Origin of the sequence: Chitinophaga sp. CC14 (assembly GCF_048957795.1) — a bacterium.
Taxonomy (GTDB): Bacteria; Bacteroidota; Bacteroidia; order Chitinophagales; family Chitinophagaceae; genus Chitinophaga; species Chitinophaga ginsengisegetis.
On sequence record NZ_JARBFY010000005.1, the window covers coordinates 1,132,385 to 1,145,130 of the forward strand.

The 12,746-nt window shown below is 44.4% G+C and carries 13 protein-coding genes; all 13 read right to left on the reverse strand.

Features of this window, described 5'->3' with window-relative positions; genetic code table 11:
• Positions 1-8: 8 nt before the first annotated feature.
• Complete coding sequence (locus PV783_RS24085; protein ID WP_079473373.1) at positions 9-608, reverse strand: 2'-5' RNA ligase family protein; 600 nt, start codon at positions 606-608, stop codon at positions 9-11.
• Positions 609-739: 131 nt separating this feature from the next.
• Positions 740-1,501, reverse strand: coding sequence for a triose-phosphate isomerase (gene tpiA / locus PV783_RS24090; RefSeq protein WP_079473372.1), 762 nt, complete (start codon positions 1,499-1,501; stop codon positions 740-742).
• 9 nt (positions 1,502-1,510) lie between these two features.
• Positions 1,511-2,689 (reverse strand): putative sugar nucleotidyl transferase, encoded by a 1,179-nt coding sequence (locus PV783_RS24095; RefSeq protein WP_420989893.1) that lies wholly within the window; start codon positions 2,687-2,689, stop codon positions 1,511-1,513.
• Between the two features lie 69 nt (positions 2,690-2,758).
• Positions 2,759-3,010: a type B 50S ribosomal protein L31 gene (locus tag PV783_RS24100; protein ID WP_079473370.1), complete on the reverse strand. Its 252-nt coding sequence runs from the start codon at positions 3,008-3,010 to the stop codon at positions 2,759-2,761.
• A 74-nt stretch (positions 3,011-3,084) separates the two neighbouring features.
• Positions 3,085-3,576 (reverse strand): YajQ family cyclic di-GMP-binding protein, encoded by a 492-nt coding sequence (locus PV783_RS24105; protein WP_079473369.1) that lies wholly within the window; start codon positions 3,574-3,576, stop codon positions 3,085-3,087.
• Between the two features lie 93 nt (positions 3,577-3,669).
• Positions 3,670-4,404 (reverse strand): head GIN domain-containing protein, encoded by a 735-nt coding sequence (locus PV783_RS24110; protein WP_420989894.1) that lies wholly within the window; start codon positions 4,402-4,404, stop codon positions 3,670-3,672.
• A gap of 51 nt (positions 4,405-4,455) precedes the next feature.
• Positions 4,456-5,538: a hypothetical protein gene (locus PV783_RS24115; protein ID WP_079473367.1), complete on the reverse strand. Its 1,083-nt coding sequence runs from the start codon at positions 5,536-5,538 to the stop codon at positions 4,456-4,458.
• Positions 5,522-6,079: a hypothetical protein gene (locus PV783_RS24120; protein WP_079473366.1), complete on the reverse strand. Its 558-nt coding sequence runs from the start codon at positions 6,077-6,079 to the stop codon at positions 5,522-5,524. Before PV783_RS24120 ends, PV783_RS24115 begins: the two co-directional genes overlap by 17 nt.
• Positions 6,079-6,645 (reverse strand): RNA polymerase sigma factor, encoded by a 567-nt coding sequence (locus PV783_RS24125; RefSeq protein ID WP_420989895.1) that lies wholly within the window; start codon positions 6,643-6,645, stop codon positions 6,079-6,081. The genes PV783_RS24120 and PV783_RS24125 overlap by 1 nt, the downstream gene beginning before the upstream one ends.
• 327 nt (positions 6,646-6,972) lie before the next feature.
• Complete coding sequence (locus tag PV783_RS24130) at positions 6,973-9,450, reverse strand: TonB-dependent receptor domain-containing protein (protein WP_420989896.1); 2,478 nt, start codon at positions 9,448-9,450, stop codon at positions 6,973-6,975.
• A gap of 364 nt (positions 9,451-9,814) precedes the next feature.
• Complete coding sequence (locus tag PV783_RS24135) at positions 9,815-10,750, reverse strand: DUF2167 domain-containing protein (RefSeq protein WP_420989897.1); 936 nt, start codon at positions 10,748-10,750, stop codon at positions 9,815-9,817.
• Between the two features lie 171 nt (positions 10,751-10,921).
• Complete coding sequence (locus PV783_RS24140; protein WP_079473362.1) at positions 10,922-11,353, reverse strand: hemerythrin domain-containing protein; 432 nt, start codon at positions 11,351-11,353, stop codon at positions 10,922-10,924.
• A 9-nt stretch (positions 11,354-11,362) separates the two neighbouring features.
• Entirely contained in the window at positions 11,363-12,664 is a 1,302-nt protein-coding gene (locus PV783_RS24145) for a prolipoprotein diacylglyceryl transferase family protein (protein WP_111579359.1), read from the reverse strand.
• Positions 12,665-12,746 lie beyond the last annotated feature (82 nt).

Genomic DNA, 12,746 nt, shown 5'->3' on the forward strand with positions numbered 1-12,746 from the left:
TTCACTGCTTATGCAGCAGCGTAATTAAATAATGAACCTACCATGTGCTCAATATCTCCAAAAACAAAGTCTTTCACCCGCTCGTACTTACCACCGGACGCCGGTCTTTTCAGCAGGCTAAAACAATGGCAGTTAAAGCTGCGCACAAAAATTTGCTGCGCCAGCAATGGCATGATCATATTTACCTCCGCATCCTGCAAACCTCTCGCCAGCATAATATGCGGCTTGAATGTTTGTGGCTTCAACTCAAAAGTCTGCATAATGCTGCGGTGTAAATCGATCAGTGGCTTGGGGTTGGCTACATTGATGAAAACACTGTTGTGCCCGTCCGCATGCCTCAGGGCATCAATCTTTGCCGTATAGATGGCAAAGCCGGCCTGTTTACGCGCTACCTCTTCCAGCATATCAACAAAATCGTCCTGGAAACGCTCAGGGAAAGCAGACCTGAACAAGGCCACATGAACCGGTGCGGCAGACATCATCGTATCGCTTAACTCAGTTGCTACAAACTGACGGATACGGGTCACATCTTTCGCAACCAATGCATCCGGATTCACTACCACTAAATAATCAAATACCTCTTCCGAAATTTCATAATTCGTATTCATAACCTGATATTTTAATTCTTCCTGTTAGAATGACAATACGAATATACAACCTTTTTTCAGAAATACTAATATTTTTAGCATTATTTACTAAAAAAATACGCAGTTGTTATAACTGCGTATTTCTCAATTACTTAAGACAACTTCTCAATAATCGCCACAAAGTCGGCTGCCACCAGGGAAGCGCCACCAATCAAACCACCATCTACATCCGGGCTGGCAAAGAGTTCCGCCGCATTACCGGGTTTCGCGCTGCCACCATATAAAATGGAAGTATGCAAGGCTGCCTCACGGCCAAATTTATTAGCAATCTGCGAACGGATAAACGCATGCATGTCCTGCGCCTGTGCGGAACTGGCTGTTAAACCGGTACCAATAGCCCAGATCGGCTCGTAAGCAATCACCACATTCTTCAACTGCTCTTCTGTAAGGTGAAACAAACTTTCTTCCAGTTGTTTTGCCACATACGCATTCTGCGTTTCCGCCTGTCTTATTTCCAGCGGCTCACCACAGCAGAAAATAGGTTTCAAACCGTTAGCCAGCGCCTGGTCTATCTTCTTAGCCAGCATAGCATTGCTTTCCTGGAAATATTCCCTTCTTTCAGAATGACCCAGAATAACATAATCAACACCTATTGATTGCAGCATTTCAGCAGATACCTCACCGGTATAGGCGCCGGATTTTTCACTGTAGCAGTTCTGTGCTGCCACATAAAAACCAGGATAGTTTTTCAGCAACGATTTTGCTTTCTGCAGATAAGGAAACGGAGTAGCGACTATTACTTCCTGTCCTTCTTTCAGTTTCAGTCCTGCCTGCAGGATATCGTTGATCAACTGCTCGCCCTGTGCCAGCGTAAGGTTCATTTTCCAGTTACCTGCAACAATTTTCTTTCTCATACTGTGATATTAAGGTTTAAGGTCTTTCTGATTTATTTGTGCATATAATGCTTCCAATACCTGCTTATCCTTTTCTGTAAGCTCTTTCCCCTTCAACGCCATCCAGCTACCGGCATCCTTCAGGGCTTCTGCCAAACGGTAAGTGGCCTGATCCCCCCAGCTGAATGAACCCACAAATTTCGGCGGAAAATGCCCGCCAAACACATTGCACGATACCCCGATCACAGTACCCGTATTCAGCATGGTATTAATGCCGCACCTGCTGTAATCACCCATCAGCACACCGCATTTTTTACCCGCGGATACGGCCTCTCCCTGCGCCTCCATCCATACCTTCACGTCAGATACATTATTCTTCAGGTTGGAACCCGATGTATTGGCCCCGAGGTTACACCATTCCCCTATCACTGCATCTCCCAGGTAACCATCATGCCCCTTATTGGAATACCCAAACATTACGCTGTTCTTGATCTCGCCTCCACCGGTACAATACGGCCCCAATGTAGTAGCGCCATATATTTTAGTCCCCATTTTCAATACGGCCCCTTCGCCCATCGCAAAAGGTCCCCTGATCATACAGCCTTCCATCACTTCCGCATCCTTCCCGATATAAACCGGCCCTGTAGCGGCGTTCAGCACACTGTACTCTACCTTCGCGCCTGGCTCCACGAAAATGTCCGTATGATTGATCTGTTGATTGGTGTGTGATAAAATAGCAGATTCCCTGCCCTTTGTAAGCAGCTGATAATCTGCCCTGATTGCTTTATCGTTGAGCGCAAAGATATCCCAAGGCTTATAAATTCCCAGTACTTCCCCCGGATAATTTTTCCGGGCGCCCGGAGCCAGCAATGGCGCCCCCTCCCCCTGCACCGCTTTCGCCAGCAACTCGTTGTCTTTATACAACTCCTCTTCCGGTTGTAACTCACGGATAGCGGCTACCAGTCCGGCGTCCGGCAGTATATGTCCACTCAGTAAGATGTTAACGGTTTGGTTGCCTTTGTATAGCAGGGGAAATTTGTCCTGCAGATGCGGTACGGTGAAATGACTAATACCTGTACCCAGCCAGTGCTCCCACTTCTCCTGTATGGTGAGTATTCCTACTCTGCAGGCAGCAATGGGTCTTGTATGCGTAAAGGGGTATAACAGTTCACGTACGGGCGTGTCAAAAAGAATATAGTTACGCTCCATAAGGGGCTAAAATAAAAAATCCCATCGATAAGCCGATGGGATTTTTCTAAAAAATATTTTACTTAGAAACTATGCTTTCTTAGCGTAGCGCTTGTTGAATTTGTCAATACGTCCTGCAGTATCCACCAACACATTCTTACCAGTATAAAAAGGGTGAGAAGTATTGGAAATTTCCAACTTAATCAACGGATACTCATTACCATCTTCCCACTTTGCAGTTTCTTTGGAAGGAGCGGTAGAGCGGCTTAAAAAGCTCTCGCCGTTTGACATATCTTTAAATATCACAAATCTGTAACTTTCTGGATGGATTCCCTGTTTCATATCAAAATTATTGTAAATACAGGGTGCAAAGTTAACTAATTTTCTTTAACACCCAAAGATTATTCGTAAAAAAATCAGGATTTCATGTTAATATACTGCAAAGGTATACCCAGATTGGATTCCTTCGCCTTTTGTATAACCTCCTGTAAGTCATCGATCTTCTTCCCGGTTACCCGTACAATATCGTCCATAATGGCCGCCTGTACCTTTAAACCCGCATCCTTGATCATCTTTACTATCTTCTTGGCATCTTCCTGTTTAATACCATTACGCACCGGTATTTCTTTCTTAAATACCTTCCCGCTCTGGTAAGGCTCCTTACTCAGATCGTAAATACTGGCGTCCAGCCCCTGGCGCATCGTCCGGCTTACCAGCACATCCAGCACCTGGCCCAGTTTCATATCACTTTCTACCTCTATATTCAGCACCAGTTCTTTCTTATTCAGCTCAATCTCCACATGTGAACCCTTGAAATCAAACCTGTTGGTGATCTCTTTCTTCACCGTGTTAATAGCATTATCCAGTGTCTGTAAATCTACTTTGCTAACAATATCAAAGGACGGCATAATTAAAAATTTTATATTCGAACAACAAATATAAAAAAGAAAAAGCAGGTAGAGAACTACCTGCACGTTATATACTCTAAATCTAACTTGTTATTATATCTTGCTGATCTTACCCATGCCGGACACAGACTGGGTAATACTCGGTTCTCCTTTATATTTTACCTTTCCCATACCGGAAATGCCTACGTCCAGTTTCTTCTGCACAAATACATCTGCCTTACCGGTACCGGAAATACCAATCTTCGCATTTTCAGTGGACAGATCCAGTGCTGAAATATCAGCAGAACCGGAAATACTATAATCGGCCTTATCCGTATTGCCTTTCAGGGTAATGTTACTGGCTCCGGCAACGCCCACTTTCAGTTCACGGGTACGGATGTCGAGGTCGGCATCAGCCGCACCACTGAACCGCAGCTCTATACGGTCGCTGGTAAGCTTTCCCTTGCTGGTAAAACCACCGGCGCCACTGGCCGATAATTTATCTACCTTCTGCAGAGTGATGTATACTTTGATTTCTTTGGTAGGCTGAATATTGTACCCTTTCTTTGAATGGATTCTTAATTCGCCACCGGCAATATCTGTCAGGATATATGGCAGCAGGTTATCTTCCGCATCTACCCGGATAGAATGGGTATTCCCTTGTTCAATTACCACCTTATAAACACCGGAAGTGCTGATATCTGTAAAGGCAGACGCATTCCGGGATTCCTGTTTCACATTTCCGTTTCCCTTTATTCTTTCATCGCTCTGACGCGTAAAGGAAACAAGTACACTGGCCGTAAGCAGCAATGGCAAAGCAACCAGGAAGTAAGCAGCAATTCGTTTCATAGTGTAACTTTATTTTAAAAAGATTTTAGAATGGCGTTCTGATCTGTTTAATTAATAGGTACCCAGTTTTACATCGGTGTTTGTACCGCGTATTTTTATATAAGGAGATGATTCACTTCCTCCCCCCGCCAGCGCCTTAAAACGCAGGTTCGAATTCATCTTGTTGGAGATCACATTTTTCAGCTCCAGCCCACCGGTATCCAGATCCCCGTTTACCAGGTTCGCTTCTATCGACAATGGCTGCCTGGAACCAAAACTGATATTCAGATCTGAATACGTGAGTTGAAAATCGGCCTGCTTAAATCCGTTGCCCACTTTCTCTATCTTCACATCTCCATAGGTCATATTCAAATCAACAGACTGCTGCAGTTCTCTTAACCGCACATCAGAATAAGTACCCCGGCCAGACACGGCACCTGTTACATCCATTTTATAATCATCGTAATTGGAAGAAATTCTCAGGCTGCCCACGCGGTTAAACGCATACTCACTATAGTTGGAATTGGCATCCAGCGATTCCAGCTGCCCGCCACGGATAGCAGAATAATTCCCCCTCACCCTTACATTGGCCGCTTTACCAACCTTGCCCTTATCACAATAATTTATTTTGAAGACAAGATCCTGCGCCTCGCGGATATCAAATGTGCAATAGTTCATTTCCAGGGTGACAGGGAAACTGAACTTATCCGCTATCACATCGCCAAACTGGTTCTTCACCATTAAGTTCTGCAGGCTTTGAGGGATATAAATATCGTAGTCAATGTTCACGTAATCTTTGGAATCCATTTTACCACCCCATGAAAACCAACCGGAATTGTTCTTCGACGGGTTGTAATAAGTAGTCAGCGACACACCGTTGTTACCCTGGTTGGTGTTCACTTCCACCAGTTCTGCAATGGCTTTCGCCTGCTCGTCATTTTTACCGAAACCGGTAACGGTGATGGTTGCTTTGATTTCGTTTTTGTTCCACGCATGAAAAATGATTTTGCCGTACTTATTGGAAAGGTTTAACGTGGCGTTATCATTTACGGTGAACTCCTTTACAATGGTTCTTTTATAAGTAGTAGATCCGTTGTGGGCCTGCGCCAGTAAAGGCAGCAGCAGGAATAACAAGCACTTAAATTTCAGCTTCATAATGTTTTTTTGTTTGACCGGGAGCTACATGTTTATCGTGTAACTCTTCCAAAATTTTATCCAACAGATCCAGCTTCAGCTGGTAGTAGCGCACCATAGCAGCGCGGATTCTTTCATTGCCCGGATTATTTTTTAATTCTTTCTCCAGTGCTTTATAAGTATCGTTGCGAAGTTCCAGTTCCTTACGGGCAGCGCTATCCAGCCCCAGTGCTGAATCGGGATAAGCATCAATCAGCTGCAGTTTTTCGTTTATGCGCGACGTATAGTAAACGCCCGCTTCCTGTATATCAGGCGCCAACACAGCAAGTTCCTGCTGCTGCGGCTGACGGTGTTTGGTGAAGTAAAAAAGAGCGCCTGCATTGGCCAGCAATACTGCGATCACTGCTGCTTTAAACCAGTTTTTCTGTAAAAGGGAAATCACCTTTCCTTTGCGCCTGCCCGTCAGCTCCTGCTCCAGTGCGCTCCAAACCCTCGGTGAAGGGCCCTCTTCCTCAAATTCGTTCCGGTGCTGGCGGATAAAACCTTCAAAATTGTCTGGCATTAACGAGTTACATTTTGCTGTTTTACAATTTGTCTTACTTTCTCCTTTGCACGCATGTACTGCGTTTTTACAGTAGATTCGGTAATACCCAGCATTTCTGCTATTTCCCGGTGTGAATACTCTTCAAAAAGATAGAGATTCAATACCGTCCGGTATCCCTGTGGTAAACCATGTATGGCAGATTTCACGGCGGCAACGGTCCAGGTAAACTGGGCCTCATCAATGCCCTCTTCTGCCGATACTTCCACTTCATCCACTTCTTCAAAATACACCTTCTTCTTACGCAGTGTATTCAAACAGTGGTTTACCACAATCCGCTTGATCCAGGCGCTGATACTGGCCTCACGTTCCAGCTTATGAATGCTTTTGTGCACCTGGATAAAAGCCTCCTGCAAAGTGTCTTCCGCATCATTCACATTATTGGTCATACGCAGGCAGATGTTATACATCGCAGCCGAATAGGCTTCGTACAATTCACGAAATGCACGGACATCTCCTTTTTTGCAGCGTTCTACTATATGTGCTGCGAGTGGCGTCTGATTCAAGTTAGTGGCTGATGCTTTCATTATAAAGACAGTAATTGTAGAAAAGGTTGCATGATGCTGACGGGGAAATTTCCGGTTTAGTGAGACTTTATCCGTTTAATTAACAGCAAAAATTTGTTATCTTATTAATTATTAATTATTTATATAGAATGGATGAAAGTAATGCCCGGCAAAAAATTTCTTCAAAATTATTTCTAAACCACCTCTCTCCAATATCAAATTATACCAAACCGCCGTTTCCTGTGATGAAACCACTTGTTAAAGTGGTAAGGAAAACGCAGCCCGGTAAAGGGCCACGTTTTTCCATCCTTATATACCTAAAAAACCATCTTCCCAAACAGGCCCGGCTTAGTTACCGCCCTGTTTTACACGATTTTGTTCCGCTTCCAGTCCGGTTTGACGGCTACGTGCTGCTTTTACATTGGTGTTTCCGAAACGGTAGTTGAAGGTCAACCGGAACTGCTGTGCATCCCATCTGCTGGCAACAGAAGTATATCTGCCGGCATTATCAAAGTCGCCACGGAAATAATTGGTTTTAAACACATCCGTTACATTAAGTTTCACAGATCCCTTTCCTTTCAATACTTTCTTCGAAACACCCAGATCCAGGGAGGACATAGATTTCATTTTGAACAGGCCATTCTCTGTTACCTGCGGAGATACATAGAAGAATACTACCTCTGCAGACAAGTCCTTGCTCAGGGTGAATGTTTGCTGGGTGCGTCCGAAGAACCCGGCGGATGACAGTTTCACCTGGTTATCGTTTACCACGGTTTCAAACATCGCGTAAGACACCGACATCGTTGTAAGGCTCATCCACCATTTGGTAATGGGCATCGGTACGGTTACGTTCAGGTTAAAGTTGTCGGCCTTAGCCACGTTCAGATATTTGTACCGCAGAATGGATGTATCACCAGTAGACTTATCCACATCAGATTCCAGTATCTGGGTCATCATATCTTTTGTATGGGAATACCCTACTGAAGTGATCAGGAAATCCTTAAAAGTATGCGTGATTTCAAAGTTGTTGGAATACTGTGGCTTCAGGTTTGGATTACCAGATTCCTTTGTATACCTGTCCAGGTAAAATTCAAACGGATTCAGATCTTCATAGCTCGGACGCTGGATGCGGCGGCTGTAAGTCAGTCCCAGCGTGTTGTCTTTATTCAGTTTATATGTCAGCGCCATGCTGGGAAACAGGTTGAAGTAAGTAGAATCGTTCTTCACTTCCATCTCCTGCTTATTCTTCGTGGATACCGATGTACCGGTGATGTGCGTTTGTTCTCCACGTAATCCCAGCTGTACATTTACTTTTTTGAATTGCTTGTTGAAGTTGATATAAGCCGCATTCACATTTTCCTTATAAATAAAGTGGTTGGAACGGTTTTCATCCAGCACCCAGTTGCCCATTCTCAGGGAATCAAAGCGCGCATCATTGTCTGTTTTCACAAAGCTCACCTTAACGCCGGCTTCAAATTTTGCCTGGTTTTTCAGCGGGTGTATGTAATCAATTTTTGCAGTTTTAATGTCGATGCTGGAAGGCTGATTGTTACGGGAAGTATCGCTGCCCAGGAAACCTTTTTCAGCACCATCGCGGGACGTAGCATATATAGTGGCATGTTGCGCATCTTTATTTTTTGCGTAATCCAGGTCAATATTCAGTTCCTTCCCAGTAGTGTCCAGGATACCGCGGTAGTTTAAATTGAAGGCATTCCTGTTCCAGTTTTTAGCATCGTTGGTGTTGGTTTTCAGGATAGAATCCACGCGGTTGCCATTACCTATTCGGGTAGTAGCAAAGCTGGGGACGTTACGGTCGCCACCGGATAAATCCGCCATTACACCAATCGTATGTCCTTTACTGATAAAATAGTCCGCTCCTATTTTACCGGCTTTGTAATTGGATTTTGTATGCATATTGTTTACCTGGTCGTATACGCTAAGCTGGTTCTTTTCTGAGATAGAGCGGTAAATGCCCAGGTCCTGCTGTTGTTCGCGGTGGCTGTAATTACCGGAACCATATATATTGAACTTTTCGTTGCGGTGATTCAGGTTCAGCGCACCGTTCCAGCGGGGCCAGAAACCATAGCCGGCGCCTACAGTTACATTACCGTTGGTACCGTAGCTGGTGTTCTTCTTCAGTTTAAGGTTAATGATTCCCGCGTTGCCGGCTGCATCATACTTGGCGGAAGGATTAGCTATCAGCTCAATCTGATCAACATTGGTGGCTGGCATGCTTTTCAGCAGCTCGGCAACATCCTGGGAACTCATATTGGTTGGTTTGCCATCTATCATGATCTGTACACCGCTCTTGCCTTTCATGGAAATGTTACCGTCTTTATCCACTGTTACGGTAGGCGATTTCTCCAGTACTTCCATAGCGGAGCCGCCGGATGCGGTGATGCTGCTTTCCACATTCACCACCATTTTATCAGCTTTCTGCTCTACAAAGGGTTTGCGGGCGGTTACGTCTACTCCTTTTAAGGTTTTGGAAGCGGCTTCCAGTGTTACAGCCGGCACTTTTATGGAGCTGGCGGCTACTTCAAAAGCGGGGCTGTAACGTTTGGTCATACCAACTGAAACCGCAGCAACCAGGTATTTACCCTGCTTTACCTGCTCAAATTCATATTTACCGTCTATATCTGCGATGGCTCCCTTTACTAAAGAGGAGTCTTTTGCTTTTAATAAGGTTACAGTAGCAAACTCTACAGGTTTATTGCCAGACTGTGTTATTTGTCCGGCTACTTTTGGGGCATTCTGCGCAAATGAGGTCAAAGCAGTAACTAACATGCTCATTGTTAATGTTATAGCTTTAAAACTTGCTTTCATATAAGGGTGATTTAGAGTTTAAATTGTTGTCGATTAGATTTTTAGTTCCTTAGCTTGTATACTACAGTAGTTAAACCACTACATTAGATTAACTACTACGATGCAAAAGTAGGTATTATGTATTACACAGTACATAGCATTACACAAACGGTTTATAGACAGTGATGAATGGTAAAAAGCTATGGAACGATTAAAAAGACGACTGGGGGAAAGGAATGTTGCACAGGGATAGATGCTATTTAAAATAGCGGTGTTAATGGAGGATGACCGGTATTATATAAGGACGGAGGCGGGTATTTACAAACAGGTCTTTTCAGTGTTAGTGATATTTTTTCAGGGAGATGGAAAACGGCGCCGGCCCTTATTAATTCAGGCGCTCATCCACTTTGATGATTTTCCGGTAACCGGACCTCCGGCGGTGGTGATAATGGTTCATAACATAAACAAACAATGCCATACACAACGTTACCAGCAGCATGGAAAGGGTGCTTCTTACACCAAGTAACAGGTTATCAATCGATAGCATTCTGCTGGCTACGGATTCGGTGGCAGGTATCCAACGGGAAGACTGATCAGTACGGGGATTATAGTCGGCATAACCGTTTCCCGGCATGAAACGCGCCGCAACAGCTACAATGGCTAATTGTTGCTTCATCTGCTCCAGCTCCGTTACCTTGCCGATAGCCGTAAAACAGAGTGCTCCCTTTCTTCCTAATAATCTTAATTCATAATTCAGCATGGATGGCTCGTTCTTACCAAAATGTAAAATGCGGGCCCAGTGTAAGGAGTGATTGTCTTTATTATAATAAGGAGCAAAGGCCCAGTCCATACCGGAAATCTGGCCGGTTCCTTTACCGCTGCGTAACAGGTTATCGTTTTTCAGTTCTTCTTTCATCTCCGCCAGCAACTTTGTGTAATCAATTTTGCGGATCTCTGATTCTTCCATATAGCCCGAAGGCTCAAAAGAAATCACGAAACCGTGGAAATCTTTATCCATCGGTCCTACCCGGGCGGGCAACAATACACCGAGCGTATTCGGATTTTCCGGGTTGCCCCACAAATGCTCCACCAGCACACGGCTCTGCGCAGCATCGAGCAGGCGGTACCCTTCCGGTACATTTAATATAGTACCCTGACCTAACTCTTGTTCACCTGCTTTATAATAAAAAGAAGCAGCCACTATTTCCGACGAATCCAGCTTATCGTACCGGCTAAGACTGTCCTCCCTGGATAGGCCCAGGGTTTTGAGGCTGACAGTTAAGCAACTAAACACAACTAAGCCGTAAAAAAACGTACGCATAACTCAAATTGAATAGCCCCAGGTAAATTTACCAGCCTAACAAACAAGGATAAATCGCTATAAGATATACAGATAATTATTGAGACAATATTACAGATACATAATGCTGCTATAACTCCAGTGAAAAATTAGTGCTTAAATTAAAAACTGGCAATAACACGTTAAATACATTTATGGGTTTTCAAGTTTGAGGTGATCGAGGATATCCGGAAGTTCCAGTTGCAGCAGTTCAAAAAATTCCCGCTCTTCCTTGCGGATATGCGCTTCCAGGCTGCATGCCAGCACATCCATCGCCGCATCCATATCGTTGCTGTCTGTGAGGGTGCTATACATACGGGAAATAATCAGGTGTTCTTCCTGCAGCTCCCGGATCATGGCATCAATCGCTTTGTTTTTACCTGCACACTTCTCAAAAAGATATTCTTCCTTTTGAATATGCGGAACCATCAGCTCCTGAAATACTTTTATGATATACTCAAATCTTGCCTGTGTTTCCAGTGGGAAGCCCTCGTATGGTGCAGCATCTTTTTTCAGGTAGCGGCATACAAATAAAAGGCGCTTGTGCTCGTGCGACAAGGGCACTAATGAAGAGTGACGTTGCATATACTATAATCAGGAAAGCTTATTTGCAGCAGTATTATTTTTACGATAGATGCCAATCAGTATAATACCACCAATTACCAGGAGCGTGGAAATGATTTCTGCCTGGGTGGGATGAAAGCCAAAAATATCATACCTCGTATCTACCCTGATCTTCTCTATAAAAAATCTTTCCACACCATTTAATATCAGGTAGATACCAAAAATTACGCCCGGAATCTTTATTCTTTTGCGGATAGCCCAGAGAACACCGAACAAAGCCAGGCAAACAATAATCTCATATAACGGTGTAGGATATACGGCAATAGGTAATACTTTACAATAGGGACCATCACAACCGGCAATCTGTATACCTTCTTTAATAACATTGTGCGGATAGCCGTAGGCAAACAGCCAATCTGGTAAAAAGCCCAATGCAGCCGGTTTTTCAAACGCTGCATGCGGGATCTTCTCTACGGTAGCGTATTGTTGCTGAAAGAACCCTGCGTTTTTCTGAACCATGTCCTGGAATGCAGCAGGCGCCATTTTCACGGTGTGGCCGGTATTGGTATCCACCGCGTAAGCGCTGTTGTAAATGCCCCAGTCGCCATCCCCGGAAAAATGACAACCCATTCTTCCGATAGCGTAAGCCAGCATCAGCGCAGGCGCGGCGCTGTCGATCAACGCACGGATATTGAACTGTTTTTTACGCGCATAACTGATGATCACGATAGCCGCTACAATCAGCCCGCCGTAAAAGGTAAGTCCGCTGAAAGACAATAAAGCCCCGATGGGGTCCTGTACAAAGTCGTTCCAGTTTTCAAGATTGTGAAATATTTTAGCGCCGAGCAATCCGGCAATAGCCGCCATCACAATGATATCCGGCACGCGGTGGTGTGGCATTACCAGCACCGTTTCTTCTTTAGGTTTAGGGAGTGCCTGTTTCTTTTTGGTGTAATATTTATATCCGGCCATCGCTGCGGCTACCAGGATACCGGCAAAAAAACTGCCCTGTCCTGAAAACACAAACGACTGTAAATCCTGTGAAGCGGTGTCCCACTGAAAAAAGATCCCGAGGATTTTGTATCCTATAATAAACCCTACCACGGCGTTTCCTATCAATTCTCCCTGGGAAGCCGGCAGCCCTGTTACTACTTTTTCAGGCACACCTTTCAGCAACCCAAGTGCTTCATAGCGTTTCAATTCACGCGTTAAAATATAGGCGCCGGCCAGAAAGGCTATTGCCACAAAAAAGCCAAACGTCTGGAAAATCTTTAAAAACGGAATCTCTAAGCCAAGCAGATCTCTGAACGCGTAATATAAATTAGGATACATAGCCGAAAAAAAATTGGTGATCTGAATCTTCCTATGAACAAAGCCGAATTTAATCAAAAGGAAAATCAAACCACCAAAGTAC

Excerpts from the sequence above, each read along its gene's own strand:
- PV783_RS24140 (WP_079473362.1), bottom strand. The coding sequence starts at position 11,353 with ATGCAACGTCACTCTTCATTAGTGCCCTTGTCGCACGAGCACAAGCGC.
- PV783_RS24115 (WP_079473367.1), bottom strand. The coding sequence starts at position 5,538 with ATGAAGCTGAAATTTAAGTGCTTGTTATTCCTGCTGCTGCCTTTACTG.
- PV783_RS24105 (WP_079473369.1), bottom strand. The coding sequence starts at position 3,576 with ATGCCGTCCTTTGATATTGTTAGCAAAGTAGATTTACAGACACTGGAT.
- PV783_RS24135 (WP_420989897.1), bottom strand. The coding sequence starts at position 10,750 with ATGCGTACGTTTTTTTACGGCTTAGTTGTGTTTAGTTGCTTAACTGTC.
- PV783_RS24145 (WP_111579359.1), bottom strand. The coding sequence starts at position 12,664 with ATGTATCCTAATTTATATTACGCGTTCAGAGATCTGCTTGGCTTAGAG.
- PV783_RS24110 (WP_420989894.1), bottom strand. The coding sequence starts at position 4,404 with ATGAAACGAATTGCTGCTTACTTCCTGGTTGCTTTGCCATTGCTGCTT.
- PV783_RS24100 (WP_079473370.1), bottom strand. The coding sequence starts at position 3,010 with ATGAAACAGGGAATCCATCCAGAAAGTTACAGATTTGTGATATTTAAA.
- PV783_RS24130 (WP_420989896.1), bottom strand. The coding sequence starts at position 9,450 with ATGAAAGCAAGTTTTAAAGCTATAACATTAACAATGAGCATGTTAGTT.
- PV783_RS24125 (WP_420989895.1), bottom strand. The coding sequence starts at position 6,645 with ATGAAAGCATCAGCCACTAACTTGAATCAGACGCCACTCGCAGCACAT.
- PV783_RS24095 (WP_420989893.1), bottom strand. The coding sequence starts at position 2,689 with ATGGAGCGTAACTATATTCTTTTTGACACGCCCGTACGTGAACTGTTA.
- tpiA (WP_079473372.1), bottom strand. The coding sequence starts at position 1,501 with ATGAGAAAGAAAATTGTTGCAGGTAACTGGAAAATGAACCTTACGCTG.
- PV783_RS24120 (WP_079473366.1), bottom strand. The coding sequence starts at position 6,079 with ATGCCAGACAATTTTGAAGGTTTTATCCGCCAGCACCGGAACGAATTT.
- PV783_RS24085 (WP_079473373.1), bottom strand. The coding sequence starts at position 608 with ATGAATACGAATTATGAAATTTCGGAAGAGGTATTTGATTATTTAGTG.